This window comes from Streptomyces sp. CB00455 (genome assembly GCF_001905445.1).
Taxonomy (GTDB): domain Bacteria; phylum Actinomycetota; class Actinomycetes; order Streptomycetales; family Streptomycetaceae; genus Streptomyces.
Genome location: NZ_LIVQ01000001.1, coordinates 1 through 25696 on the forward strand (window position 1 = coordinate 1; position 25696 = coordinate 25696).

Consider the following 25696-nt stretch of genomic DNA (forward strand, 5'->3'; position numbering starts at 1 on the left):
CCATTTCCTGGCGCGACCCGACACCACAGACCAAACAACCGATCCCGGGATAAAACAACGGGACGAAACGACCTCTGAAGTCAGTGGGTCGCTCTGCTTGCGTCTTGAGTCGCTCCGGAACGTTCGTAGACCCCCGGGTCGACACGCCAGGCCAAGCAGCCTCGACACGCTGCACACGCTTCCCGGTGGACTTCGCTGGTCTGTGTTCGTTGTTGAGTCGCTTCAGTCGCTGTGAGGGGAAGTGCATGCCTGCTGAGCTGCGGTTTTCGCGCAGCGACTCAGGGCAGCCCACCCCTGGGCGCTCAGTCGCTGGCCTGCGACTCGGGCGATGGTGCGCCAGTAACGGCTGGCCCGTTCACCCCCTGGCCGCGGGCCGCAAAACGCCTCCCGCCAATTGCAGTAACTGCACCCAACCAGGCCACACCCACACGAACTGCGCCTGCCTGCAGGCAGGCCGTTGGTGCCATGGCTTCCACGCCGCGACCCTGGATTACTCCCGCATCGAGCAGTGGTGGACCAGCAACCCATCCATGGGACCCGGAGTGGCCTGCGGACCAGCCGACCTCGTCGTCGTCGACATCGACGCGCACGAGACCCAAGCCCCCCACCGAGACAAACTCCTCCCCGGAATCCCGGTCAGCGACGCCGTCGACCTGCGAGGCCTGCGCACGGGCTTCCACTCCCTGACCGTACTGGCAGCACTCTGTGGCGAACGCTCCCCCGCCGAGGACGAAGCGACCCTGCGAGTACGCACACCCTCAGGCGGAATGCACGTCTGGTACCGGGCAACCGACGGCCGTCGCTGGCAGTGCTCGGCGAGAGCCTCGACCAGATTGCGGTCTCGATGCTGTGGGCCCGGTTGGGCAACATGTCGCGCGCCGCACGCAGCAGCTCGTCGCCGGCGACGGTGGGCCGGTCGCCAACACGCCCAGGAGGTGGCCGCCGCCGTCTGCGGCGGCCACCTCCTGGGGTTACGCGGTGGCGGTGTTCCGGCTGCGGGTGTGGGCGTTGAGGGCGTGGGCTGTGGTGGGGTAGGCGGGCAGCAGGGTGCTCAGGCCGGTGAGGTTCAGCAGCCGTTCGAGCCGTTCGGGGACGGCGGCCAGGGTCACACTGCCCTCCGCTTCCTTGGCGCAGCGGTAGATACCGATGAGGGCGTTGAAACCGGAGGAGTCGCAGAAGGTGACGGCTTCAAGGTCCAGGAGCAGGTGGCGGTGGCCCTGCTCGATCAGGGCCAGTGCCTGGCTGCGCACGTGGGGGGCGGTGTCGAAGTCGAGGTCCCCGAAGACGTGGGCCACGGCGAGATCACCGTCGGTGTGCTGGGCGGTGAGGCGGAAGTCGGTCACGGTCGGCTCTCCGGCATCTCGCCGGCGGGGGCGATGGTGTGGGCGGTCGCCGCGGCGGTGAAACCGTCCACCGCGGCGTCGGCGAGGGGGACGGACAGCGCCAGCAGGGCGACGTCGTCACCGGCGCCGTGGGGAGTGGCGTCGATGAGGGCGATGGTGTCCTCGATGACCGCCGTCGCGCTGACGGGCGCGGTGCGGGCGGCAAGGAAGCCGGTCAGGCCCTCGTCACCTATCATCTCGCCGTCCGCAAGGCGGGCCTCGGTCAGCCCGTCGGTGTAGAGCAGCAGTCCTTCGCCCGGGGCGAGGTGGATGGTGTGGGAGGCGAAGTGTGCGCCTGCGATGGCGCCGATGAGCATGCCGCCCTTGGGCTGCACCGCCTCCACCGTCCCCTGGCCGCGCAGGTGGTAGGCCGGGGGGTGCCCGCCGGTGGCCACCGTGACGGTAAAGCCTCCCTGCTCGTGCGGCTCAAGGACGCCGAAGACGGCGGTGCAGAACCGGCTGCCGACTGCCGCATCGAGGAGCAGCGCCGTGTTCAGCGAGGTGAGGACCACGTCGGGGTCGGGGTCGATCAGGGCGGCGGCGCGCAGGGTGTAGCGGGTCAGGGAGGTCAGGGCGGCGGCTTCGGGGCCCTTGCCGCACACGTCCCCGAGGAAGAACGCCCACCTCTTGCCGTCCAGGGGGAAGACGTCGTAGAAGTCGCCGCCCACGTCCTGCGGGGAGGCGGTGGCGTAGTGGCAGGCCAGCTCCAAACCGGGCACCACCGGCAGCGCCGGCGGCAGCAGAGTGCGCTGCAACGCGCCGGCGAACGCCGCGATGGACATCTTGTCCTGTTCCGCGCGCTGCCGGGCCTCCTCCTGCTCGATGCGCCGCTCCTGCTCGGTGCGCAGCGCGTTCAGAGCCGAAAGGCGCATCTCCATCTCATCGAGGACGATCGCGGCCAGATCCACGAGGGTGGCTGTGTCCTCCTCGGTGATCAGGCGCGGTTTGGTGTCGAGGATGTTGACGGTGCCCAGCCGGTGCCCGTCGCCGGTGATGATCGGCGCCGCGGCGTAGAACCGGACCGCCAGCGGACCGGTGACAAGCGCGTTGTCGCAGGCGACCGGGTCCATGAGAGTGTCGGGGATCACCAACGCCTCATCCGACAGGACTGCCGAGCCGCACAGGCCCGGCTCCCGCCCGATCTCGCTCACGCCCTCCAGGCCGTGGATGGCCTTGAACCAGATCCGGTCCTCGTCCACGATCGTCACACTCGCCACCGGCACCTTGAACAGCCGGGCCGCCAACGCCGCTACGCGGTCGAACGCGCCGTCCGGAGGGGTGTCGAGGATGTCGTAGCGCCGCACCGCATCCAAGCGGCTGGCCTCCTCCGCCAGGCTGAGCGCCCGCCGCACCGGCTCCCCGGCTGGGGGCGCGGCGTGTCCCGCTTGCGGCATGTCTGCCTCTCCTTGCCCGCCGACCCGGACGGTCCGCGCCTCGGCAGCGTAGACCAGCCCCCTGCCGTCATGAAACCAGCCACAGAAAGAACGGCTTCGCGCTGCTTGTGGGCGACGCCGTCGCGGACGACGTCGGCGTACGACTGGAAGCTGAAACCCCGGACACGACGAGCCGGAGTTGCTCGACGATGACTGTCTGGGACGGGCCCTGGACGCTATCGCCCCGCACCTGGCCGAGATCGCCGACAGGATCGCGGCGCGGGCGATGGGTGAGTTCGGCATCGACGTGTCCACGTTCCACTGGGACATGACATGTATATCGCTCTACGACGCCTACCCGGCCGAGGACCAGGACGAGGAGTATCCCCGCATCAAGCACGGCCGTTCCAAAGACCGCCGCCCTGACCTCAAACAGATTAAGGCCGGCCTCGCCGTGACCGGTGACGGCGGACTTGCACTGCTGTCCCACGCCATCAACGACAGAGCCGCGGAGATCTCCCAGATCACCGGCACGATGAATGGTTTGCGTGCCCGGCCGCCCCGGCAATCGAGCCGGGGCGGCTGTAGCGGATGGCATCAGGGGTGGGGCTGTGCAGTCATTTGTGGACGGTGACCCCTTCGGCGGAGGGGCGTTGTGCTGGTAGTGCTTCCCCTGGTGTCGCGGCCCTCGAGCCGGGCTGGGTCTGTGCCATGTCCTGGGCGGTCGAAGGCCGGGTTGATCCTGTCCGGCGAGGAACGGGGCGCCGTTCGAGGGGTGGGTGCGGCGTCGCTCCAGGCCGCAGGCGTGGGCTCTTCGGTGCCGGACTCTCCTTGCCTGCGCCGAAGGCGCTTCCAACTGGTCTTCTGCGTGGACGAGAAGTCGCAGATCAAGGTCCTGGACCGCTCGCAACCCGTCCTGCCGATGATGCCTGGCGTCCCGCGGGCTGCCCGAACACGAACTCGCCGTCGTGCCGGGACGGACGTTCCATGGTGTGAGGCTGCCGCTGGGGTGCAGGCCGGTGCAGGACCCGGTCCGACCGCATCGGGCCAGGACCTGGACGGGAAGGTCCCGCAGGAGGTGGCCAGGCGGGCTGCGTCGTATCCGGCGTCCGCGATGACAAGGACTTCCGGGTCGCCGACCTGCCACTGACCTGCGGTGATCGTCAGCTCGCGCAGCTGCCGGGCGGTGACGGTGGCCGTGTCGTCTCCGAGTCGGCGAGCACTCCTTCGGGTCGGCCATCACACCTTCACTGGGCTCCGTGTTGGGGATATTGCGCGGCTGCGAGCACTGTCGCGGACAGGTAACCCGGGGCGGAGGCTGCCCACAGGCTTGACGAAGAACGCAGCGGTATTCACCGGTCCAGGGCCGGGACGGACGTCGATCGTTGGAGGTGAGCAGGTTCCCTGCTGTGTCACGGCGACCGCCCCGGCTATCCCCCCGGATACCCCCGGCGTCCGCTTTCATCCGGTACGCCGGATCGTGCCTGTGCCCGGGTACGACGACATGGTGGTGGCCTGCACCCTTCGTAAGGGTGCAGGCCACCACCATGTCGTATCAGGACCGTGCTGTCGGCATGCGGCTACCAGCGGTACCAGCGGCCGCTGCTGCCCTTCGGGCGGGCAACGAAACCGATCAGCCACAGGATCAGCACCGCGATCGCGACCCACCAGAGGATCTTCACCGCGAAACCGGCACCGAAAAGGATCAGAGCGAGCAGAAGAACAAGAAGCAGGGGAACCATGATTATCAACCTCCGAGGCACCTAGTGCCCGGCCACCCTGCGCGCATGCATGCAAATCTTATGCGTTTCTTATTTCAGCAGGTGGGCAGGAGAATGCGCCCGCCGGCCGCGCACCGGCTCCGGGTCGTCTCTCACTCGGATCGCGGACGATGGGGCGGGGCCGAGCGAGGGGGCGCCGCTCTGGTGGAGATCCTCGCTGACGTGACGCAACATGCCGTAATGACCGGGCCGCCTGCGGTGAAGTGGGGCGGGTAGGACGAGAGCCCGTGCGGCCGACGGGCGGGCACGGAATCTCGTGGAGAAGGGTTGGTTCAGCCGCCCGCCAAGTAGCTCGACGGCGCCCGAAGCACACGGCGCGAAGCCCGGCGTCTTGGGACCAAACAGGAGCAGCCAGGCCAACACGGCGCCGCAATGGCAACTCGTGCACCCCACGCACATCGACCTCAGCGGCCCCAGGGAGAGCGAAACCCATACCCGAAGGCAATCACTCTCGGGGAGGGACTGAAGGGACCGAGTTTTTCAAATGGAGTCTCTTTCGACGACCAGCTACCCGAATTCACCGTGATGCTCGACGACGCTCCTGCTACGGAAGGCCTTGTGGCACTCGGGGACTCCGTCGGCCTCGCGCTGCTCACGGTCCTCGACTCGCTGCGCCCTGACGAACGGCTGGCGTTCGTGCTGCACGACGTGTTCGCCGTGCCCTTCGCGGAGATCGGCACCATTCTCGGAAAATCCGCCGACGCGACCAAAATGCTCGCCAGCCGCGGCCGCAGGAGGATACAGGTCGCCCAGCAACCGGCAAGTGCCGGTCGACCACAACGGGAAGTGGTCCAAGCCTTCCTGGCCGCGGCCCGCGACGGTCAGTTCGAGCAGCTGCTGCAGGTTCTCCACCCCGAAGTGAAGTTCACCGTCCACACCCCGAACGGCACGTTCGTCACGCTCGGAGCCACTGAAGTCGCCACCCGCGCGCGAGTGGCCGGCGGCGCGGCACGAGGACATGCGGTGACCGTCAACGGCCGCCCCGGCGTGATCTCCTGGAGCGAGGACGGCACCTCGCTCTCCCTCCTCGCCTTCACTGTTACCGACGGCCACATCACCGAGATCACCGCCGTGGTGGACCCAGCCAAACTCGCGCTCATGGACCTGCCGGACCCGGTGTGACTCACTACCGGCGAAAGCCTCGCCGGGGACGCGGCTGAGGCTAAGGGCTGTCCCGTAATCCCCGGTAGACCAGCGCACGGCGTCAGATGCGCTGCATCGCAAGGCGGAGGGGCGCCCTCATACTGGGCGTATCGGGGCGTTCCGACAACGCGGCGAGGCGCTGTAGCTGGCGTCGTGCGCCCGCCGGGGATTGCGGGACAGCCCTTAGCCCCGCCGTCTGGGCGATCAGATGGTGATCGGTGTGGACTCGCATCGATGCGACGATCCACGTCGCTCGCAGGCGGCCTCGACGCTGTCGGCAGGCCGTCCGGCGGCCGGTGTGCAAGAGACCGGGAGCGCCGATCAGGTTCTTCGCGTACTCGCTGGTCCGACGGCGGAACAAGTACCCGCGCCCGGCCTGGTCTGCGAGTTTCCCCAGGACGGTGTCCCAGATGGCGCGGGCGACGAGCGGAACCAGACGGTCGACGGCCGTGTGCATGAGCGGTCAGCTCGTCTTGATGAGGTCCAGGCGGAAGTTCGGGCACGTGTCCGGGTCGGATTTCTCGTAGAGGACCGTCCTGGTGGAGTCCATGGCGACGGACAGACGGTCGACCGTGTCACCCGACATCCAGTCGTGCGGCTGGGTGAAGTAGAGGTGGACCAGGGGATGGTCCTTGGGGTTCGAGGGGATGTCGATTTCCCAGGTGCCCGAGCCCTTGAAGGTGGTGCCCAGTTCCGCGCGGTAGTAGTTGCCGGTGGGCCAGTTCTCCGCCGTGAGGGTGCCGCCGTTGTGGCCGGGGGTGAGTGAGAGCAAGAGGCTGACACCTTCCGCGTCGCGTTTGCCCCGGTAGGTGCCGGCGAGTTCGCTGCCGCCCGCGGCCGTGGCCTCGTGCGGGATGCAGCGCTCGACCGCACTGGAGGCGCCGCACCCGGTGAGCTGGAGCGTCAGCAGGGAGAGGGCTGCGGCCGTCGTGAGCGCGCGCAGGGGGCGGATCATGGGGTTCCTTCCCTCCGGCCGGGATGCGTTCGGTCCAGGTGATCTCCTGGCGGACGGTGGAGAGGACGCCCTCGTCCCGGTTCGTGCTCTTGAGCCATTCGTAGTAGCCGATGAAGTGCAGGAACGAGCGGACGCCTAGCGCCCTGCGGATCCGTGAGACCGGGCGCATGGCCAGCATAGAGTGGCCGCCGAGGGCGAAGAAGTCGTCGTCGGCGCCGACCCGGGTGAGCCCCAGCACCTCGGCGAACAGCGCGCACACGATTTCCTCGCAGGCTGTGCGGGGTGCAACCGCCGCGGTGGCGGTGGTCTGCGGGGCGGGCAGGGACCGGCGGTCGAGCTTGCCGTTGGCAGTGATCGGCAGGGAGTCCAGGACGATGACGGACGAGGGGACCATGAAGTCCGGCAGGGTGCGCCGGGCGAAGTTGGTAAGGGCGGCGGTATCCACGCCCCCGCCGGGGTCGGCCGGGACGACATAAGCGACGAGCCGCTTCTCTCCCACGCGGTCCTCCCGGACCACGGCCGCCGCCTCGGCAACCGAGGCGTGCTCGGCCAGTATGAGCTTGCGAGCAGGAGAGCGGCACGACCAAATGACCCGCTTCACGGCTACAGCGGTCGAAGGCCCAGTCTTCCCCGCCAGAACCTCCCCCTACGCGCCGTCCTCGTCCTCCAGGGCGGGGGGCTCCTGCCAGGTCAAGGTTTCCAGCGGCGACGGCAGATGCCGGTCCGGGATTGGCAGCGCGTTCATGACGGCGGATGCCTCGTCGGTGAAGAGGACGACGGGCTGGGCCGGGTCGTGGACGAGCATGGGCGCTGCCGTGTTTGCGGTGTTCCTGGCGGTCATCTGATCCCCCTGCGTCGGTACGGGCTGTGCCCGGTTGGCGGTCGGCGCACGGGCCGACTCGCGAAAGCGTAGCTGGATCAACACCTGCGGCCTTTAGGGCGCAGCGCCACCGGCTCCTTCCCCTGGCAGGGGATGTCGGGCCGGCGCGCAACTACACGGCAGTGATCCGCGTAAGGGTGTCCTGGAGGCGGCGGACGGCCTCCTCCGCCTCCGTGTATTCGTCAGGAGCCGGGAGGACAGTGCCGAAGGTGCCGCCGTGGCCGGCAGGCAGGGCGCGCCAGCGCAACACCGGTTCGAGGGCGTGGATGGCACCGGAGAGGAACCAGGCCAGGCGGCCATGAGTGCGAGCGAGGGAGATCGCCAGGACGGCGAGCGTTTCCCGCAGGTGTTCGAGCCGGTCGATCTGCGGCAACGTCTCCTGGGTGTCCGGCGGGCCGACAGCGTCGCGCAGGCCGGCCTCGACCTCACGAGCGAGCGCGCGTTCCTTCGGCGCCAGTTCCCACACCCCGTCTTGGATCTGCTGCTCGGCTTCCTCGGCCAGCACCGCGACGATCCTCTGCATGTCCATGCGGCTCACTGTAATCAGTGGTCCCGGCACCCGGCACGGAGCGCAGGCTGACTGCGCTTGCAGAAAACATGCCAGAGCCCGACCGGGTGGCTCGCGCCCCGGACGCGAGGAGCGATGCACGATCGCCATCGCCGCGAACGCCCTGTTCTCCGAGTGGAGGCAGACCTTCACCGACCCCGGCTCTACGCGGCGATCGTGGACCGGGTGACCTTCAACGCGCACCTCGTCGAGACCGGAACCGACTCGTTCCGGCTCGCCCCGGCCCAGCCGAGGCGCCGCACATCCTGAGTGCCGTCCACCGGCGAGTCAGGGCGCTGCACCGGCCCCGCTCGCCGGCCGCAGACGATCTGTGGCGCAGTCACCAGAGCTGGTGACGGCCGCAAGGACGCCTTCACCCGACTGGTCCGGCTCCTGGCCTTACGGGAATACTTCGGGGTCGTGCTCGTGCTTATCGGCTCGCCGCGTCGCACAGGGCAACGCCACCGGCAGCACCCGGGAAGCCGTCACCCGCGCCTTCGAACTCCTCGAAGCCGGCTGGACGGCAAAGCGGCCCGGCGCCTGACGGGGTCGCGCCTGGGACGACGTACTCGACCCGGCGCAGCGCCGCGGGGCCGAGTACGCGTCGCGCAGTCAGCAGGTGATGGTGACCTCGTGGACCACCGGGTTGGCGGGACGGGGGAACGAGGCCGCGCCGAAGGTGCCGCGAATGGTCGAGCCGCACGGGGCGGTGGTGACCAGGCCGTGCACCTCGAGGTTCGACGAGGTGAAGATGACCGACTTGGTCTGGGTGCTGGGCGCGGTGCCGCTGCCGAGGACCTCTGCGGACAGGGTCGTGATCAGTTCCTTCGGGGCGGGCGCCGGGCTGCCCTGGGAGGGCGGACCGGCGAAGCCGACCGTGCCGTAGAACTCGACGGTGTTACCGGTGACCGCGGCACACACCCGCGTGGACAGGCCTGCCTGGAGACCTGAGCGGCCGCAGGAGGTGACGGTCGCGACGCTGTCGGCCGACTGCGCGGTGGCGCCGGCCGGGGTGATCGCGACAACGGCCAGACCTGCGGTGCCTGCGGCGAGCAGAGCTAAGCGGTTCATGGGTGGCCCTCCTTGAGATGAAGCACCGTCCAGGGATCCCCGGACAGTGGGTATGACATGTGATATTTCACATGTGATCAAAATGCAAGTTGATCAAGGCCTGAACTCGTCCCGTCCGCCCCGTGGCCATCTCGCCCGTGCCCACAGCGACTTGGGCCCGCACCCCCAGTTGCGCCAGTGTCGGCGCCCCTTTCCCGCCCGGATGTGGGAGCCGTCCACGCAGGCTCTGGACCCATCGAGCCAGCCGACCGCGTTCAGCTCGGCCGGCAGGATGCGGCGCAGTCGCCCACCGACCTTCACCACAGGCTCCTGCGGCTCGGCGTACCTCACGACCCCTGGAAGAAGCCCACACGGCCCCTTCCGGCCGAAAGGTGCAGCGTGCCGTACTCGACCATGGCTGGTTGTGCGTGGCCCCCACGCGCGCGTGGTTGACGGTTCATCAGATTGGCCTGACAGTGCCCTCATGATGACCCAGGCGATGCGCGAGCCGCATGTTTCCGGTCGATGGGCGTGGGGTGCGGTGCTCGCCGTACTCACCACATCCTCTCTGTTCGCGGGAGTCCCAGCGCATGCCGCCGAGGCGCCGACGTACGACGCGCGGGCGGTCGAAGTGAGTGTCAGCGGCACGCACTTCTTCGACGGCTACGGACGTGAGGTCGTGCTGCGCGGGTTCAACGTCTCCGGCGAGACCAAACTCGCCGAGAACGGCGGCCTGCCCTTCGCGAGTGTCGAGGACGCGCGGAAGTCGGCCCGGGCCATGCGCGAACTGGGCGGAGCGAACTCCGTCCGCTTCCTCCTGTCATGGACGGCGGCCGAACCCGTGCGCGGGCAGGTGGACGAGGTCTATCTGAGCCGGGTGACGGCGCAGATAAGGGAGTTCCTGGCCGTGGGGCTGCGCGTGTATCCCGATTTCCACCAGGATCTCTTCTCGCGCTACGTCTTCGACAAGGACAGCTGGTACTCGGGCGACGGCGCACCGCGCTGGGTGGTCCAAGCGGGCGCCTACCCGCGGGAGTCCTGTGGAATCTGCGCCCACTGGGGGCAGAACATCACCCAGAACCAGACGGTCAAGAGCGCCATGCGCGACTTCTGGGCCGACCGGAACGGCATCCAGGAAGCCTTCCTCGACACCGCCCAGGCGACCATGGCGTACCTCGCGGGTCATCTGGACGGGGCGGAGTTCGCGGGGATCGCCGGCTTCGACCCCTACAACGAGCCCTACGCAGGCCAGTACGCGAGCGGCGAGGACGGCGCCGCCTGGGAGCAGGGCCGCCTCTGGCCGTTCTACGAGAGGTTCCGGGCGCGCATGGACGCGGCGGGCTGGCTGGACAAGCCTGCCCTCGTCGAACCGAACATGTTCTGGAACTCCAACCTCTCCTTCATGAAACAGACCGGTGGCCTCGCCGGCGTCGGAACCCTGGGGCCGCGGTACGTGTTCAACACGCACTTCTACGACCAGGCACGGATGTCGGGCTTCTTCAACCTCTCCAAGGCCAAGGACGGCGAGTACACCGCAGACTTCAACTCCGTACGCAACCGGTCCACCGCCCTCAATGCCCCCGCCATCGTCAGCGAGTTCGGCCATCCACTGACCGGCACGTCTTCCGACAAGGCCCCGTCCGTCGTCAAGGGCCAGTACCAGGCGCTCGACAGCGGCCTCGGCGGCCGCACCTGGTGGCAGAACCCGGCCGCCGCCGGACCCGTCCTGTCCGCGACCCAGTGGCAGTGGGACATCTACAGCGGCCGCCATCACGAGGCGATGAACGACAACCCGAACAAGATCCGCACCACGGGCGATGCCTGGAATGACGAGGACCTGTCCGCCGTACGCCTCGACGACAGCGGCACCCCTGTGCTCCGTCAGGACGCGCGACTCCTGGACCGGCTGTACCCGAGCGCGGTCGCCGGGCATACGCTCGCGTTCCTCTACGAGGACCGCTCACGCGACGCGGGCACCACCACGACCTGGAGTCAGATACCCGGCAGCATGCCGGAATCGGCACGTCTCACCGGCTCGGGGCTGCCGTACGGCGTGCTGGTGTGGCGTGGTGGCAGCGCAAGCGCGCCGACGGAGCTGCACTTGCCGGCCGGGTTCGATCCCGCCACGACCACGGTCATCTCGGACCTCGGAACGGTCACCGGCCCCGGAACCACCGGAGCCATTGCCATCGTCCCCGAGCCCGGCGGTACGAACGCTCGCCGCATCCTCCTGTTCGGTGCCTCGGAAGGACTGCACTTCGCGCTGATCAGCGCCGCCCCGGCGACGGCCGAGCAGCGCTCGGTCGTACAGAAGGAAGTCGTCCGATGGGCGGCGGGCGCCGGCCTCGGGTGAAACTGGTTGTCCGGATCCCGCCAAGCCGCGGCGCGGTCGCGGCCACGAGACGCCCGACCGTGGTGGAGGCAGGGCCGTCCTTCCGGGAGGTGTTCTCGCCGAGACTGGCCAGGTGCGCGCCGAGAAGGCCGGTGCCGCCCTGGTCACGGATCCGGTCCATGCGGTGGGCGGTTCGCGCCGGCCGGTGCATCCGGCTCGCGAACAAGCGGTGCGGGTCGGGCGGGCGGATGCCGGCCGGCCCGGAACCCCTCGGGGGTTCCGGGCCGGCCGGCATGGCCAGGGGGTCAGGCGGCGCCGGGGGTCATGCCGCCGATCATCTCGGCCAGCACGGTCCGCCGGTCCTCTCCCGGCCGTGCCCGCAGGGGGCGCGCCAGGCGGGCGGCGTCGTAGTGCCAGCGGTGATCGAGGTCCCGGGGGACGTCGTCGCCCTCGCGGAGGTCGGCGTGGGTGTCGAGCAGTTCCGTGAGGTCGAGGGCCAGGTCACGCCAGGACACGTGGCCGCTGGACGCGTTGGCGACCCCGTGGACGGGACGGTCCAGGCTCGCGGTCACCGCGCGGGCCAGCGCAGCCGCGTGCACCCACGCCACTCCGTACCAGGGGTGTCCGCCGGTACCGGGCCGCGGCAGTTCGATCGGCCGTCCCTCACGGGCGCACTGGTAGAGCGTGCCGAGGGCGCCCCAGCGCAGCTGTTCGCGCAGCCGGTCGTGCGCGCCCCACACGATCGGTGACCGTACGGCGCTCGCTCCGCCGCGTCCCTCGGTGCCCGCGGCGCGCAGCAGCAGGGCCTCGCAGTCGAGTTTCGCCCTGCCGTACGGGCTGACGGGCTCGTGGGGCGGCGCCTCCTCCGCGACCCGGTCCGTGTCGGGGCGCCCGTAGGCGTCGACGCTGCTGACGAAGACGAACGGTCCCCGGCGCCAGGCGTCGACGATCGTATCCATGGCCGCCAGGTCCACGTCGTGCCGGGTGAAGGTGCAGGCGGAGTGGACGATGGCGTCGGCGCGCGCGACGGCGTCCCGCAGCCCGGCCAGGTCGGAGAGGTCACCCTCGATGACGTCGACGCCCTCGCCGGCGATCAGGTGGGCGGACTCGGGCCGGGCCAGCGCCAGCACAGGGCGACCCTGTGCGGCCAGTTCGCGTACGACGAACGCGCCGACCCCGCCCGTCGCGCCGGTGACCAGGACCGTGCCCGGGCGGATGTCCCGGGAGCGGGGCGCCGGCCTGCTCGCGGCCTTCGCGGCGCTCTGCCGTGCCGCGCGTTCGTCGAGGAGCGCGGTCAGCGCCCGGGGCGTACGGGCCTGGAGGACGTCGAGGCCCGTGAGGGGCAGACCGAGGTCCGTACGGAGCCGTTCGGCGAGCTGTACGGCCTTCAGGGAGTGGCCACCGAGAGCGAAGAAGTCGTCGTCGGGCGAGGGGAGGACACCGAGCACGGCGGCGAAGGCCTCCGTGACCGCTTCGGCCCGGGGGCCGGACGGGGCGCTCGGAGTGGACGACCCGGGCAGCCGGCCGTGGTCGAGGGAACCGGCGGCCGGGCGCGGAAGCGCGTCGAGCAGGGTGACCGTGGCCGGCACGGACTCGGCTGCGAGCGACCGGCGCAGCAGGCCGAGCAGTTCGTGACCGGAGGGGCCTACGCTGTCGTGCAGGACGGCGTAGGCCACGGGCGGCCCCTGGGCGGGCCGGACCACCGTGGCGTCGGCGACCTGCGGGTGGGCGCGCAAGGCTCGCGCGGCCGGGTGGCCGTCGCCCTCCGGGTCGTCGCCGTCCGCTCCCCCGCCATCCGAGCCGTCACCGTGGTCCGGGTCGGCGGCGTGTCCCGGGTCGGCGGCGTGGTTCGGGTCGGCCTGGGGCATGTGGTCCAGGGTGAGTTCCGGGTCGGCGGCCACCGCGTGGAGCAGGGCCGCGTAGTCCCGTACGGCCGCCTCCGCCACGGTGTCGTCCAGCGAGTTCCCGTCGTACTGGACGCAAGCCACCGGCTGCGCGGCATCGCCCAGGCCCAGGCCGTAGGACAGCGTGAACTTCGCGCCGTCGGTGGGTACGTCGACGTACTCGGCCGACGTACCCGGCAGGCGCAGGACCGTCGGCTCGCCGAGGACGTCGGAGGTGACGCGGACCAGCGCGGTGCCGTCGGCGCCGCGTGCCCCGGCGCCGAGGCGTTCGAGGACCAGGTCGAAGGGGATGTGCCGGTGGCTCTGGGCTTCGAGGAGTGCGGCGCGTACCCGGTCCAGCAGTTGGACGAAGGTCGGGTCGCCGGAGACGTCGACTCGTACGGGCAGGGTGTTGACGCACAGGCCGACGAGGCCGCGCATGGCGGTTCCGCTGCGGTGGGTGCCCGCGACGCCGATGATCAGGTCGTCGTCGCCGGTGAGGCGGTGCAGTGCGGCGAAGGCCGCGGTGAGCGACACCGCGAAGAGCGTGGCGTTGCGCTCCGCGCCCAGCGCCCGCAGGGCGTCGGGCACGGCGGGCGCGAGGGGCACGGTGCGCATGGCCGCGGGCCGGAGCGCGGTGGGCGGCGCGGCCGCCGCCGGTCGGGGCAGGCGCGGGGGCGCCGCGTCGGCCAGCAGGTCGCTCCAGCGGTCCAGTTCCGCCGCGTGGCCGGTCAGGGCGTCGTGCTCGCGGCGGGCGTGGTCGGCGTACCGGGGCGGTGCGGCGAGGGTGTGCCGGCCCGTCCCGTCGGTGGCGGCCGTGTAGAGGACGGCGAGTTCGGCGGCCACCGTCTCCAGTGACGCGCCGTCCACAGCGATGTGGTGGAACGTCAGGAGGAGGGTGTGGTCCTGCGGGCCGTGGCGCAGGACGAGGGCCCGTACGGCCTCGCCGGCCGTGAGGTCGAACGGCCGGGCCGACTCGCGCCGCAGCAGCCCGGGGGCGTGCGTCGCGTCGGTGTCGACGACGGGTACGGGGACCGTCCGCGGCGCGGGCAGCACCTCCTGGCAGGGCTCGCCCGCGCGCTCCGTGTAGCGGGTGCGGAGAATGCCGTGCCGGGCGACCAGCGAGGTGAGGGCGCCGGTGAACGCGGCCACGTCGAACGGGCCGCGCACCCGGGTGGCGAACGGTACGTGGTACGAATCGCCCGCGCCGCCGAGCCGCTCCATCAGCCACATGCGGCGCTGGGCGCGGGAGAGGGGGACGCTTGTGTCCTGCGGGGCGGTACCGGAGGCGTGGCCGGTGTCCCGCGGTACGGGGCCCGTCGCGCCGGCGGGTTCGGCCGTCACACGTCGGGCGTTTTTGGCGCGAGCCCGGCGCAGCAGTTCCCGCTGGAGGTGCTGTTGGCGCTCGCGGGCCGCGGAGTCGGCGTCAGTGGACATCGCTGTGCTCCGAGGTCTCGGGGTGCAGGTCGCTGTGGGCGGCCAGGAGGGCGCGTTCGACCAGTTCGGCCTGCGCGGCGACGGTCGGGGCGGCGAAGAAGTCGGCGAGGGAGAGTTCCACGCCGAGTTCCTCGCGCAGGTCGTCGGTGACGGCGAGGGCGAGCAGGGAGTGGCCGCCGAGAGCGAGGAACTCGGCGTCGGCGCGGGTGACCTCGCTGCCCAGTTCCCGGCTCCACACGTCGGCGACGGCCTGTTCCAGCGGGGTCATCGCCGGCGCCGGCGCTTCGGCCGGCCGGTTGTCGGCGGTGCGCGCGCGGGCGGTGAGCGCGCGTCGGTCGACCTTGCCGGCGGGGGTGAGGGGAAGCCGTTCCAGGACGGTGACCGCGTCGGGCACGAGGTGGGCGGGCAGGACACCGGTGAGCCGCTCGCGCAGCGCTCCGCCGGACACCACGAGGCCGGGCGCGGCGACGACGAACGCGACGAGGGACGCTTCGGGTGTGCCGGCACCGTCGACGGTGACGGCGGCGTCGTCCACGTCCGGCAGCTCGCGCAGAGCGTGTTCGACTTCGGCGGGTTCGATGCGGAAGCCGCGGACCTTCACCTGGTCGTCGTCGCGGCCGTGGAAGACGAGGATGCCGTCGGTCCGGCGGGAGACGATGTCGCCGGTGCGGTAGAGCCGGCCGGCGGCGGGGTGTTCGACGAACCGTTCGGCGGTGAGTTCGGGCAGGCCCGTGTACCCGTGGGCGAGCCTGCTGCCGCCGATCCACAGTTCGCCCCGGTCGCCGTCGGCGACCGGTCGGCCGTCGACGTCCAGGACGTGCGCTGTGGCTCCGGCGATGGGCCGGCCGATCGGTATCGGCGCCTCGCAGTCCTGCTCGGTGACCCGGTGGGCGGTGGCGAAGGTGGTCGTCTCGGTCGGCCCGTAGCCGTTGACGAGTTCCAGCCAGGGGAAGGCGGTGAGCACCTCACGGGCCTGTGGGGTGGCCATGGCCTCGCCGCCCACGACGACCGAGCGGAGCTGGGCGAAGACGCGCGAGCGGCGCGCGGCGAGCTGGTGGAAGAGAGCCGTGGTGAAGAACGCGACCGTCACGCCGTGTCGCTCGACGTGCCGGGCCAGGTCCTCCAGGGAGGGGCGCTGCTCGGTGCAGACGACGACTGCGGCGCCGTTGGCGAGCGCGACCCAGACCTCGAACGTCGAGGCGTCGAAGGTCATGGGCGAGTGGAACAGGACGCGGTCGCGGCCCGTGAGGGTGACGTAGTCGGGTGCGGTGACCAGCTCGGCGATCGCGCGGTGCGGCACGGCGACGCCCTTGGGGCGGCCGGTGGAGCCGGAGGTGAACATGATGAACGCCGGGCTGTCCGGGTCGGACTCGTCGAGCGGCCGGCCGCTCGTGAGCGGCTCCTCGGGCAGGGCGAGGACGGGTCCGGGGAGCCTGGCGGCCTCCAGCAGCTTCGCGTCGCCGACGGTGAGCGTCACCTCGGCGTCGGTGATCATCGCCTCGGTGCGCGGCCTGGGCTGGGCGGGATCGACCGGCACGCACACCGCTCCGGCCAGCCACAGCCCGAGCTGGGCCACGACCGTGCGGGACGAGCGTGTTGTCAGCAACGCCACCCGGTCGCCGCGCACCACGTCGTGGTCGCGCAGGCGGGCCGCGAGGGCGTGGCCGGCCAGGAGGAGCCGGCCGTAGGTGAGGGTGGTGTCACCGTCCACGACGGCGAGGGCGGTCGGGGTGAGTTCGGCGTGCCGCGCGACGAGCTCCGGCAGGGTGGCTGCCCGGGCCGACGGCGGTACGGAGGTGGTGGTGCGGGCGGCGGGCGGCGGTACGGGCGTGCCGTTGTTCGCCGGGTCGACGGGCTGCAAGGTGGGGGGTGCCATGTCAGGCTCCTTCCGGGCGAGGGGTCCGGCGCTGGTCGAGGAGGGCGGCGAAGGCGCGCAGGTCGGTGCTGAGGAGCAGCTCGTGGGCTCGCGGGCGTACTCCGGTCTCGCGTTCGACGATCGCCAGCAGCCGTGCGGCGACGACGGAGGTGCCACCGGCGTCGGTGAAGTGGTCGCCGAGGCGGGTGCCGGGACGGCCGAGGAGGTCGCGCACGGTCGTCAGCACGAGCCGCTCGGTGGCGGTGGCGTCGGCGAGGTCGTCCGGGGTGGCGGTCCGGGACGGCGCGGGGGCCGATCCCCGGGCCTGCTCCTGGCCCTGCTCCCGGGCCGCCAGGGCGCCCCGGTCCACCTTGCCGTTGGCGTCGAGGGGGTAGCCGTCGACGATCCGTACGGCGGCGGGGACGGCCTGCTCGGGGAGCCAGGCACGGACCGCGGCGAGGAGGTCCGCGGTCGCGGGTTCGGCGCCGGCGGCGGGCCGTACGTGCGCGACGAGGCGGTTGTGGCCGGTGCTGTCGCGCAGCACGGTCACGACGGCGCTGCGCACCCGGTGGTCCTGCTCGAAGGCGGCTTCCACCTCGGCCGGTTCGATCCGCACCCCGCTGATCTTCACCTGGTCGTCGAGGCGGCCGAGGAAGTCCAGGCTGCCGTCGGCGTTCATGCGTACCCGGTCGCCGGTGCGGTAGAGGCGGTCGATCCCGGACGGCGCCAGTTCGTGCGGAGCCTTGGTGAACCGGCGTGCGGTGAGTTCGGGGTCGAGGTAGCCGAGCGCCAGGCAGTGGCCGCCGACGCGCAGTTCACCGTCCTGCCCGCGGGCGACGGGGCGGCCCTCGTCGTCCGTGACGACGAGGGTGACGCCCGGCAGCGCGGTGCCGATGGGCGGCGGTGTCGGGTCGCCGGCCTCCGGGTCGGCGCCGCGCATGGCGTGGGTGGTGGTGACGACGGTGGCTTCCGCGGGGCCGTAGGCGTTGTGGACGGTGGCGGTGACGTCGGCGCCGGGGCGGCGGCGCATGCGGTCGCCGCCGACGACGAGGTGACGCAGCTTAAGGTCCTGCGGCCACGGCCGGTCCAGGAGCGGCTCGATGGTGGGGGTGGCCGCCACGGCGTGGGTGAGGCCGGTGTCGCGCCACCAGTCGGTGAGCACGTGCGAGTCCCAGCGGGTGTCGTCCGGGGCCGGGACGAGGGCAGCGCCCGAGGTCAGGCCGGCCCACAGTTCCAGCAGGTGCGGGTCGAACGCGACACCGATGAGCAGGGACTGCCGGTCGCCCGGCGCCAGGCCGGTCTCGGCGCGGTACCAGTCCAGGGCGACGGACAGCGAGGGCTCGGCCACGGCGACCGCCTTGGGGCGGCCGGTGGAACCGGAGGTGAGGACGGCGTACAGGGCGCCTTCGGGCGCGCGCCGGGTGCCGCGGGAGCCGGCGAAGGCCGCCACCGCGGCGGCGGGGGCGTTGACACCGCCGGTGGGCAGCGGCAGCGGGGTGTGCTCCCCGCCGCGGTGTGCCTCGGGCAGGACGCCGGGGTCGCCGATGAGGCAGGCGACGTCGAGGTCCTCGGTGACGGCCTGGGTGCGGCGTTCGCCGGGGCGGGGGCCGAGCGGCAGGTAGACGGCGCCGATCCGGGCGAGCGCGACGGCGGTGACCACGAGGGCGGTGGAGCGGTCGAGGCAGACGCCGACCAGGTCACCGGGCCGTACGCGGTCGCCGAGGGCGGCGACGACCCGCGCGGCCGCCGCGTCGAGGTCCTGGTACGTCCAGGTCCGCGTTCCGTCGATCACGGCCGGGGCCTGCGGGTCGCGCCGGGCCTGCTCCTCGAAGCGGGCGAGGACACCGGTCGGTTCGGCGGCGGGGCCGTGGGCGATGCTCGGCACGGCGGCGGTGTCGGTGGTGTGCGCGGTGTCGGTGGTGTGCGCGGTGCCGGTGCTGTGCGCGGTGCCGGTGGCGTGGCCCGTGTCGACGGGCGTGGCGGGGGCGACGGGAAGGGTCGGGGACTGGGTCATCACGACTCCGTGGAAAGGGTGGTGGTGGCGAGGGCCTCGGCCTGGTCGGCGAGCACGGGATTGCGGAAGAGCACCTTCAGCGGCGGGCGCGTGCCCAGCCGGGGCTCCAGCCAGGCGGCCAGTTCGGCGGCCAGCAGGGAGTGGCCCCCGCTGTGGAAGAAGTGGGAGCGGGCGTCGAAACGGCCGTGGCCGAGGACCTCGCGCCAGCCTTCCGCGAGCAGCGCGGTCATCGGATCGTCGGACACGACGGACGCGGCGGTGCCGGCGGACCCGGGCTCGGCGCCGGTTCCCGGCTCGGACGTCACGGTGTCGTCGGGGGCGGACGTCACCGTGTCGTCGGGATCGAGCGCCGCCGCTCGGCGGGACAGCGCCGTACGGTCGGGCTTGCCCCCGGCGAGGGTCGGCATGGTCTCCAGCCGCGCCCACCGGGCGGGTACGAGCGGGCCGGGCAGGCGCAGGCTCAGCTCGGCGTGCAGTGCCTTCTCGTCGAAGTCCGCGCCGTCGGCGCCGTCTTCGAGGAAGCCGACGAGCCGGGGCCCACCCGTGCTCTCCCGGTCCAGGACGACGGCGCAGGACCGGCCGCCGAGCACCGCGGACGCCGCCGCTTCGATCTCCTCCAGCTCGATGCGGTGTCCGCGCAGCTTGATCTGGTTGTCGCGCCGTCCCAGGAAGTACAGCAGCCCGTCCAGGCCGCGGTAGCCGAGGTCGCCGGTGAGGTAGACGCGCTCCCCGTCGAGCGCGTCGGGGGTGACGAACCGTGCTGCCGTCACCTCCGCGTTGCCCGCGTAGCCCTCGGCGAGACCGGGTCCGGCGACGGCGAGTTCACCGACGGCGCCGGGCGGCAGCGGGCGGTGGTGGGCGTCCAGGACGAGGACCCGCTCGCCCGGGAGTTCTGTACCCAGGGGGATCTCGGCGCCCTCGGCGAGGGCGTCGCGGGAGACCTCGTGGACGGTCGAGCTGATGGCCGCCTCGGTGACGCCGTACACGTTGAGCACGGTCGCGTCGGTGTCGGCGAGGACGCCGCGCAGGGCTTCCACGGGAAGGCGTTCACCGCCGAGGACCAGGAGCCTCGGCGCCCAGCTCTCGTCCCGCAGACAGGGGCGCAGGTCCTCGCGGGTGGCGAGGAAGTAGCTGGTGGGCAGGTTGGCGACGGTGACCCGGGCGGACGCGAGCAGTTCGGCGAGCTCCGCGCCCGTGGGTACCTCGTGCTCGGGCAGGACCAGGCACGCTCCGGCGTGCAGGGTCGGCAGCACCTCCTCCAGCGCCACGTCGAAGGACGGCTGGGCGAACATCAGGACCCGGTCCGAGGTGACGAGGCCGAACCGGTCGGCGGCCGCCGTCATGTGGTGCGTCAGCGCCGCGTGGCCGACGGCGACCGGCTTCGGCGTGCCGGTGGAGCCCGAGGTGTGGATGACGTAGGCGGCGCCGGGGAGTTCGGCGGCCGCGCGCGCGGGCGGCAGGACCGGGGCGTCGATCCGGGCGATCGGCAGTGCTTCCGGCAGGGCCGGGGCGCCGTCACCGGTGAGGACCAGGGCCGGGGCGAGCCGTTCCAGCAGCAGTCCGAGGCGGGCCGGCGGATCGGAGGGGGACAGCGGGCAGTAGACGGCGCCGGTCCGCAGGCACGCGAGCAGGGCAACCACCGAGTCGGTCCCCCTGGGCAGGACGGCGGCCACCGGCCGGCCGGGTGTCACACCGGCGGCGCGCAGCCGCTCGGCGAGCGAGCCGACGCGGTCGTCGAGTTCGCCGTAGGTGAGACGGCGCGCGCCGCACAGCAGGGCGGGCAGCGACGGGTGGTGCGCGGCGACGGGGTCCAGCGGATCGCGGTCGGTCGGCACGGGTACGGGCTCGGCGGCCGGTTCCACGATGGTCGGTGCCAGGTCGGCCAGCGGGGTCTCGGGGCTGTCGAGATAGGCGCGCAGCAGGTCCAGGAAGCGACCGCAGAGCAGCCGGGCGACGTCCTCGCCGAAGAGGTCCGCGTCGTAGTCCCAGACCAGGGTCATGCCGGGCGAGCCGTGGCGCGGGGTGACGCCGCGCCGGTCGTCGGGGAGCAGCACCACGTCGAGGTCGAAGCGGGTGGTGCCGGTGTTGAACCCCTCGAAGAGGGTGATGTCGAGACCGGGTACCTCGATCTCGGGCAGCGGTGCGTCGTGGGCGCTGAACATGACGGAGAACAGCGGGTTGTCGGCGCCGGAGGTGTGCATGCCGAGCGCCCGAGTCAGCTCCTGCACCGGCACGTCCTGGTGCGGCAGCGCCCGGATGAGGGTGTCGGTGACGTCGTACATGGTCTCCTGGGCGCAGACGGCGCCGTCCAGGGCGAGCGGCAGCGGGATGGTGTTGACGAACATGCCCACGGCGTCCTCGTAGCCGAGGGGCCGGTTGCCGACGGCGGTGCCGATGACCATCCGGGAGCGGCCGCTGTGCCGGCGCAGGAGTTCGGCGAACAGCCCCAGCAGCGTGGCGAACGGGGTGAGACCGCGCGAACGGGTGTGGCCGCGCAGGCGTTCGGCGAGATCGGCGCCGATCGTCTGGCGCAGTTGTCCGCCGTTGTGCCGGCGACGGGCACCGGGGCGGACGAGGCCGGGCAGCGGCAGGTCGTGGGGCTGGTCGCGCAGTTCGGCCCGCCAGAAGTCCAGCGATTCGGGGGCGTACGCGGCCTCGGCCCGGGCCCGGACGTGGTCCGCGTACGACGAGGCGGGCGGGAGTTCCAGGGTCTCGCCGAGGACGTGGGCGCGGTAGACCCGGAAGACGTCGTCGAGAAGGATCGCGAAGGAGTGTCCGTCGTGGATCAGGTGGTGCTCGACGTGGACCAGCCGGTGATGGCGCTCGGCCAGCCGCACGAGCGTCCAGCGGATCAGGGGTGCCTCGAAGGTGTCGAGCGGTGTCTCGGCCTCGGCGCGCAGGAGATCGGCGAACGCCGCCTCGGGATCGGCCTGCGCGCCCAGGTCGACGGTGCGCAGCCTCGGGGGACACTGCGGCGCGACCCGCTGCCCCGGTACGGACCCGGTGGAGGCGACGAGTTCGAGGCGCAGACCGGGGTGGCGTGCCAGGGTGGCGGCGAGTCCCAGCCGCAGCGCCTCGGCGTCGAGCGGGCCCCACAGGTCCAGCGCGGCGGTGAAGTTGTAGGCGCGACTGCCGGGCTGCATCTGTTCGTGCAGCCAGACGATCTCCTGCGAGGAGGAGAGGGGAAGCATGGGCGATCCCTGAGGTTGTCGGGTCGGATTCCGGTGCCGGTCACGGTCGTGTCCGGTGGTCGTGCGGGCGGCTTCGCGGGTCGCGCGGAGCCGTTTCGGGCGTGGGGGGATGCCATGGGGGGAAGTTCGGGGTGCGCGGCGGCGTGGGACGTGCGGTGCGCCGGTGTGGGGTGCGCCGGTGCGCGGGCTGTGGGGCGCTGGTGCCCCCAGGTGCCGGGGCCGGGGTCGGCAGGGTCAGACCGCGGGGTGCGGGGCGGGGCGCAGAGCGTGGGTGAGCGCGTCGAAGGCCCGGTGCGCGGTGGTGTCGTCGAGCACCGCGCGGTCCCACACCATCCGCAGGTGGATCTCCGCTCCCTGGGTGACGGAGACGGCGAAGGGGCCGCGGACCGGTCTGCCGTCGACGTGGACCTCCCGCCCCTCGACGCCGGCCAGTCGCAGGGGCGGGCGACGGCTGGCGTCGTCCACGGTGAGCAGTCCGTCGAGGCCTCCGGTCCAGCCCGAGCCGGCGGCGCGCACGGCGGTCACGACGGCGTCGAAGGGCATGTCGGCCCGGTCGAGGTCGTCCCACCACGCGTCGGCCGTCTCCTCCGGATCGGGTGTCCGGCCGGTGTCGGCCGGGAAGGCGACGGTGTTGAGGAAGCAGCCGATGACCGGCTCCGCCCCCGAGGGACGGCCGCCCCACGGGTAGCCGAGCGGGATCACGAGGTCCGGGCCGTACAGCTCGCGGGCCGCGGCGCGGCAGGCGTCGAGCAGTCCGGGGAAGGGTACGCCGCCGTCGTGCGCGGGCAGTCGGATCTGCGCGGCACCGCTGGACGACGCGCCGTCGGGCACGCGTGCCGGACGGGGTGAGGGGGCGTGGGCCTGGAGCGTACGCAGCCGGTCCGCCCAGTACGCGGCCGCCTCGGGAGTCTCCGCCCGTTCCTCGGCGGCGAGTTGGCGCAGGACCGTGTCCCGGTAGGCGGCGAGTTCGGCTTCCGTGTCCCCGGGCTCGGGGCGGGCCGTGACGGGCTCCTCGCTGTAGGCGGCGCCGAGTTCGTCGACGATCCGCGCCAGCGAACGGCCGTCGCAGACGGCGTGGTCCAAGGCGATGGCGAGGACGTCCTCCTCGCGCTCCTCGTCGCTTACGAGGAAGAGCCGCAGGGGGGAACCCTGCGCGTCCCAGGAGGACAGCGCGCGACGGAGCGTGTCGGTGGGCCGCTCCCCCGGTATCGGGGCCGGCCGGGTCACATCGACGTCCGGATCGGCGACGCGCAGGACGGGAGTTCCGCGCACGACGGCCGGCCGCGAGCGCAGGGCGGTGTGCCGTGCGGCGAGCCGGCGGGCCGCCGCCCGCAGGCGTTCGGGGTCGATGGTTCCGTAGGGGAAGGCGAAGAACATCGGCACCAGGTCGGGGCGGCCCGACGGATCCAGCGAACGCACCAGGAGGAAGCGGCGCTGTGCTCCGGTGACGGGCAGCAGGACGTCGGACCGGTCGCCGGCGGCCGTCAGACGCCGGTAACGGGCCAGGTACTGACTCGTGATGCTGAGCACGTGGTTCTCTCTGTCGAGGCCGCAAGTCGCGGGTCGCGGTCACGCGGAAGGGTGCGGCGGCGGAGGTCGTCCCCGCGCGTCGCGGTACGGGTGGTCAGCGGGTGGGTGCGGGGGCCGGCCGTTCGTCGCCGTCGGCGGCGTTCTCCCGCGGCGCGTCGTGGGTGGCGCGGGCGTCGTCCTGCGTGCGGGGGCCGTGCGGGGCATCGTCCTGCGGGCCGGGGTGCGGGGCGTCGTCCTGCGGGCCGGGCAGGTCCCGCATCCGGCGCAGCGGGGAGAGCAGCAAAGGCAGCGGTACGGCGAGGATGCCGACGGCGCACCAGGCGAGTGCCGTACGTGAGCCGTAGGACTGGGCGAGGGCGCCGCCGATGAGCGCGCCGAGCGGCAGGGTGCCCCACATGAGGAAGCGCAGGGTGGCGTTCATCCGGCCGAGCAGGCGTGGTGGGCACAGCCCTTGGCGGAAGCTGACCTGGGCGATGTTGTAGACGACGGCGCCGAAGGAGACGACCGCCGATCCGGCGGCGAAGAGGGCCGCCCCTGGGACGCCGTGCCCGGACAGGGGCCACAGCAGGGCGAACGGGCCGGTCACGAGGACGGACAGGAGGATGACCCGGGCCTGCCCCAGCCGGGCGGCGAGGCGTCCGGCGCACAGGGCACCCAGCAGCCCTCCGACGGCCGACGCGGACAGCACCAGCCCGAGCCCGCCGGGTTCGAGTCCGACGACGCGGACGAGGTGCACGGTCTGCGTCGCCATGAGGACGGCGGTACAGAGGTTGGCGAGACCGGTGGTGAGGGCGATGACCCGGAGCAGCGGATGGCCGAAGACGAAACGGACGCCTTCGGCGATCTCCTTGCGCAGGGAGGCCCCGGCGGCGGGCTCGGGTACCTCCTCGGGCTGTCTGACGCGCAGGAGGAACAGGGCGGAGAGCAGGTAGCCGATGGCGTCGGCGACGACGGCGAGGTGCGCTCCGACGAGCTGGACCAGCCCGCCGCCGACGCCGGGGCCGGTCACCTGGGCGGTGGAACGGACCGTCTCCAGCGCACCGTTGCCGGCCACCAGCTGGTCCCGGGGCAGGATCTGCGGCAGGTAGCTCTGATGGGCGACGTCGAAGAACACGGTCGCCACGCCGATCACGAGCGCGACGACGTAGAGCTGGGCCATGGTCAGGGTGTGGGCGAGCGCGGCGGCGGGGATGCTCGCCATGGCCGCGGCGCGGATCAGGTCCGCGCGGATCATCAGGGACCGCTTGCGCATGCGGTCGACGAGTGCCCCGGCGGGTAGCCCGACGAGCAGGAAGGCGGCGGTCTCCGCGGCGGTCAGGAGGCCCACCTGGAAGGCGGGGGCGTCGAGTTCGAGCACGGCCACGAGGGGCAGTGCCACGAGCGTCACCTGGGCACCGAGCTGCCCGGTGGCGGCTCCCGCGAGCAACAACCGGAAATCGCGCGCACGAAGGGGGCCACCGGCGGCGGCTCGGGATGTTTCGGACATGTGACCGACATTCACCGACCTACCGATGACGAGTCAAAGCATCCCTGCCATTTTCGGACTTCTTCTGCGTCGCTGTGGGGCCAAGTCGGGAAATCTTTCGCCCTACCCGGGGTACAGCCGCGTGAATTCCTGCCGCTGGCGCTCGAACGCGGGACAGGTGGGGCAAGGGGGAGCAAGGGGTGCGGTCAGGACCCGAACGACCCGCCTCACGCTGAGTCACCGGTCCAATTCTGACCGAAAACGCTCATCTATGATCACGCCCCTCCGGAATCACCCATTCCGTCCGCTATGAACATCACGGGGCATCGCCCGACGCCCATGCCGCAGCCGTCGGGTCCGTCGCGGCACGCGCGCCCGCCCCGCGGGACGACGCAGGGCCCCCGGGCGTCAGTCCTGGCTTCCTCCAGGCGCCCGCCGGCGTCGCCCGCCAGGACGATTTCCTGCTGGAGCGGGCGCTGGCCGAGTCGAAGAAGGCGGGCGTCGCCACCGGTCCCGGAGCCCGATCCGGCCGGGACGTCGAGGACGTCGCGGATCGCGAGGGCCGCGAGGGCCGCGAGAACGGCCTGGCAGCTGTTGTCCTCGTGAGGGCCGTCGAGCCCGAACAGGACCGGGGACACGGAACCGATCGAGACGGTCACGGTGCCGCCGAAGCACGCGATCTGCTCCCTGACGAGCAGCGCGGCACCGTCGAGGAGGTCGTCGAGCTCCCGGTCGCCGCCGCTGCCGAGTGAGGGCGCGATACGGGTACGTACGCAGACGACACGGACCTGGGGGCGCGCGGTGCTCACGTGCCGTTGGCCGCGCAGGCACCCGGCTCCCCACCGCCCCCGCCGACCACCCGGCCGCACACCGGCGCG

At 72.1% G+C, this 25696-nt stretch carries 17 protein-coding genes and 5 pseudogenes; 6 read left to right on the forward strand and 16 right to left on the reverse strand.

Annotated elements, in window-relative coordinates:
• Nucleotides 1-245: 245 nt before the first annotated feature.
• Nucleotides 246-860: pseudogene (locus AMK16_RS00005) on the forward strand (bifunctional DNA primase/polymerase); the annotation flags it as partial.
• A 111-nt stretch (nucleotides 861-971) separates the two neighbouring features.
• On the opposite strand, the gene AMK16_RS00010 reads toward AMK16_RS00005, so the two are convergent.
• Together AMK16_RS00010 and AMK16_RS00015 are read right to left on the reverse strand one after the other, a co-directional pair.
• On the reverse strand, nucleotides 972-1343 hold the full coding sequence (locus AMK16_RS00010; RefSeq protein WP_073906872.1) for an STAS domain-containing protein: 372 nt from the start codon (nucleotides 1341-1343) through the stop codon (nucleotides 972-974).
• Nucleotides 1340-2776, reverse strand: coding sequence for a PP2C family protein-serine/threonine phosphatase (locus AMK16_RS00015; RefSeq protein ID WP_079191217.1), 1437 nt, complete (start codon nucleotides 2774-2776; stop codon nucleotides 1340-1342). Before AMK16_RS00015 ends, AMK16_RS00010 begins: the two co-directional genes overlap by 4 nt.
• Nucleotides 2777-2954: 178 nt before the next feature.
• Here AMK16_RS00015 and AMK16_RS00020 point away from each other — a divergent pair, with 178 nt between their 5' ends.
• The gene (locus AMK16_RS00020; RefSeq protein WP_073906875.1) at nucleotides 2955-3389 is read left to right on the forward strand and encodes a hypothetical protein; all 435 of its coding nucleotides are present in this window, start codon (nucleotides 2955-2957) and stop codon (nucleotides 3387-3389) included.
• Between the two features lie 222 nt (nucleotides 3390-3611).
• Nucleotides 3612-3734: pseudogene (locus AMK16_RS38445) on the forward strand (IS630 family transposase); the annotation flags it as partial.
• Here AMK16_RS38445 and AMK16_RS38260 read toward each other — a convergent pair.
• Together AMK16_RS38260 and AMK16_RS00040 are read right to left on the reverse strand one after the other, a co-directional pair.
• Nucleotides 3697-3976, reverse strand: a pseudogene (locus AMK16_RS38260) (transposase); the annotation flags it as partial. The pseudogenes AMK16_RS38445 and AMK16_RS38260 sit on opposite strands and share 38 nt — an antisense overlap.
• Before the next feature lie 359 nt (nucleotides 3977-4335).
• The gene (locus AMK16_RS00040; protein WP_030964779.1) at nucleotides 4336-4497 is read right to left on the reverse strand and encodes a hypothetical protein; all 162 of its coding nucleotides are present in this window, start codon (nucleotides 4495-4497) and stop codon (nucleotides 4336-4338) included.
• Between the two features lie 528 nt (nucleotides 4498-5025).
• On the opposite strand from AMK16_RS00040, the pseudogene AMK16_RS00045 reads away from it, so the two are divergent.
• Nucleotides 5026-5658: pseudogene (locus AMK16_RS00045) on the forward strand (sigma factor-like helix-turn-helix DNA-binding protein); the annotation flags it as partial.
• A gap of 484 nt (nucleotides 5659-6142) precedes the next feature.
• Here AMK16_RS00045 and AMK16_RS36865 read toward each other — a convergent pair.
• The 4 genes and pseudogenes from AMK16_RS36865 to AMK16_RS00060 all read right to left on the reverse strand — a co-directional run bounded on the left by AMK16_RS36865 (nucleotide 6143) and on the right by AMK16_RS00060 (nucleotide 8043).
• Nucleotides 6143-6634 carry a hypothetical protein gene (locus AMK16_RS36865; RefSeq protein WP_242438658.1) on the reverse strand — a complete coding sequence of 164 codons (492 nt, stop codon included), beginning with the start codon at nucleotides 6632-6634 and terminating at the stop codon, nucleotides 6143-6145.
• Nucleotides 6635-6764: 130 nt separating this feature from the next.
• Nucleotides 6765-7181 (reverse strand): annotated as a pseudogene (locus tag AMK16_RS36870) (AMP-binding enzyme); the annotation flags it as partial.
• Between the two features lie 99 nt (nucleotides 7182-7280).
• Nucleotides 7281-7475, reverse strand: coding sequence for a hypothetical protein (locus AMK16_RS35635; protein WP_143196764.1), 195 nt, complete (start codon nucleotides 7473-7475; stop codon nucleotides 7281-7283).
• Nucleotides 7476-7626: 151 nt separating this feature from the next.
• Nucleotides 7627-8043 (reverse strand): hypothetical protein, encoded by a 417-nt coding sequence (locus tag AMK16_RS00060; RefSeq protein WP_073906885.1) that lies wholly within the window; start codon nucleotides 8041-8043, stop codon nucleotides 7627-7629.
• Between the two features lie 153 nt (nucleotides 8044-8196).
• On the opposite strand from AMK16_RS00060, the gene AMK16_RS36875 reads away from it, so the two are divergent.
• On the forward strand, nucleotides 8197-8331 hold the full coding sequence (locus AMK16_RS36875; protein WP_338014396.1) for a hypothetical protein: 135 nt from the start codon (nucleotides 8197-8199) through the stop codon (nucleotides 8329-8331).
• 342 nt (nucleotides 8332-8673) lie between these two features.
• Here AMK16_RS36875 and AMK16_RS00065 read toward each other — a convergent pair whose 3' ends face one another.
• Nucleotides 8674-9132, reverse strand: coding sequence for a hypothetical protein (locus tag AMK16_RS00065; RefSeq protein WP_073906888.1), 459 nt, complete (start codon nucleotides 9130-9132; stop codon nucleotides 8674-8676).
• Between the two features lie 463 nt (nucleotides 9133-9595).
• Between AMK16_RS00065 and AMK16_RS00075 the strand changes: the two genes are divergently transcribed.
• Nucleotides 9596-11464 carry a cellulase family glycosylhydrolase gene (locus tag AMK16_RS00075; RefSeq protein WP_242438481.1) on the forward strand — a complete coding sequence of 623 codons (1869 nt, stop codon included), beginning with the start codon at nucleotides 9596-9598 and terminating at the stop codon, nucleotides 11462-11464.
• Between the two features lie 284 nt (nucleotides 11465-11748).
• Here AMK16_RS00075 and AMK16_RS00080 read toward each other — a convergent pair whose 3' ends face one another.
• The 7 genes from AMK16_RS00080 to AMK16_RS36880 all read right to left on the reverse strand — a co-directional run bounded on the left by AMK16_RS00080 (nucleotide 11749) and on the right by AMK16_RS36880 (nucleotide 25627).
• On the reverse strand, nucleotides 11749-14763 hold the full coding sequence (locus tag AMK16_RS00080) for a condensation domain-containing protein (RefSeq protein ID WP_073906891.1): 3015 nt from the start codon (nucleotides 14761-14763) through the stop codon (nucleotides 11749-11751).
• Nucleotides 14753-16639 (reverse strand): non-ribosomal peptide synthetase, encoded by a 1887-nt coding sequence (locus AMK16_RS00085; protein WP_073906895.1) that lies wholly within the window; start codon nucleotides 16637-16639, stop codon nucleotides 14753-14755. The genes AMK16_RS00080 and AMK16_RS00085 overlap by 11 nt, the downstream gene beginning before the upstream one ends.
• 1 nt (nucleotide 16640) lies before the next feature.
• Nucleotides 16641-18632: a non-ribosomal peptide synthetase gene (locus AMK16_RS00090; RefSeq protein WP_079191221.1), complete on the reverse strand. Its 1992-nt coding sequence runs from the start codon at nucleotides 18630-18632 to the stop codon at nucleotides 16641-16643.
• A complete protein-coding gene (locus tag AMK16_RS00095) occupies nucleotides 18632-21823 on the reverse strand; it encodes a non-ribosomal peptide synthetase (RefSeq protein ID WP_073906899.1) in 3192 nt (1063 codons plus the stop codon). Before AMK16_RS00095 ends, AMK16_RS00090 begins: the two co-directional genes overlap by 1 nt.
• A gap of 234 nt (nucleotides 21824-22057) precedes the next feature.
• A complete protein-coding gene (locus AMK16_RS00100; protein WP_073906903.1) occupies nucleotides 22058-23353 on the reverse strand; it encodes a condensation domain-containing protein in 1296 nt (431 codons plus the stop codon).
• Between the two features lie 94 nt (nucleotides 23354-23447).
• The gene (locus tag AMK16_RS00105) at nucleotides 23448-24839 is read right to left on the reverse strand and encodes an MFS transporter (protein ID WP_079191222.1); all 1392 of its coding nucleotides are present in this window, start codon (nucleotides 24837-24839) and stop codon (nucleotides 23448-23450) included.
• 254 nt (nucleotides 24840-25093) lie between these two features.
• Nucleotides 25094-25627, reverse strand: coding sequence for a hypothetical protein (locus AMK16_RS36880; RefSeq protein WP_242438659.1), 534 nt, complete (start codon nucleotides 25625-25627; stop codon nucleotides 25094-25096).
• Between the last annotated feature and the right edge of the window lie 69 nt (nucleotides 25628-25696).

Bases quoted from the DNA above. Each gene is read 5' to 3' on its own strand.
- AMK16_RS00080 (WP_073906891.1), bottom strand. From the start codon at position 14,763: ATGTCCACTGACGCCGACTCCGCGGCCCGCGAGCGCCAACAGCACCTC.
- AMK16_RS00085 (WP_073906895.1), bottom strand. From the start codon at position 16,639: ATGGCACCCCCCACCTTGCAGCCCGTCGACCCGGCGAACAACGGCACG.
- AMK16_RS00095 (WP_073906899.1), bottom strand. From the start codon at position 21,823: ATGCTTCCCCTCTCCTCCTCGCAGGAGATCGTCTGGCTGCACGAACAG.
- AMK16_RS00015 (WP_079191217.1), bottom strand. From the start codon at position 2,776: ATGCCGCAAGCGGGACACGCCGCGCCCCCAGCCGGGGAGCCGGTGCGG.
- AMK16_RS35635 (WP_143196764.1), bottom strand. From the start codon at position 7,475: ATGACCGCCAGGAACACCGCAAACACGGCAGCGCCCATGCTCGTCCAC.
- AMK16_RS00060 (WP_073906885.1), bottom strand. From the start codon at position 8,043: ATGGACATGCAGAGGATCGTCGCGGTGCTGGCCGAGGAAGCCGAGCAG.
- AMK16_RS00075 (WP_242438481.1), top strand. From the start codon at position 9,596: ATGATGACCCAGGCGATGCGCGAGCCGCATGTTTCCGGTCGATGGGCG.
- AMK16_RS00065 (WP_073906888.1), bottom strand. From the start codon at position 9,132: ATGAACCGCTTAGCTCTGCTCGCCGCAGGCACCGCAGGTCTGGCCGTT.
- AMK16_RS36865 (WP_242438658.1), bottom strand. From the start codon at position 6,634: ATGATCCGCCCCCTGCGCGCGCTCACGACGGCCGCAGCCCTCTCCCTG.
- AMK16_RS00105 (WP_079191222.1), bottom strand. From the start codon at position 24,839: ATGTCCGAAACATCCCGAGCCGCCGCCGGTGGCCCCCTTCGTGCGCGC.
- AMK16_RS00090 (WP_079191221.1), bottom strand. From the start codon at position 18,632: ATGACCCAGTCCCCGACCCTTCCCGTCGCCCCCGCCACGCCCGTCGAC.
- AMK16_RS00040 (WP_030964779.1), bottom strand. From the start codon at position 4,497: ATGGTTCCCCTGCTTCTTGTTCTTCTGCTCGCTCTGATCCTTTTCGGT.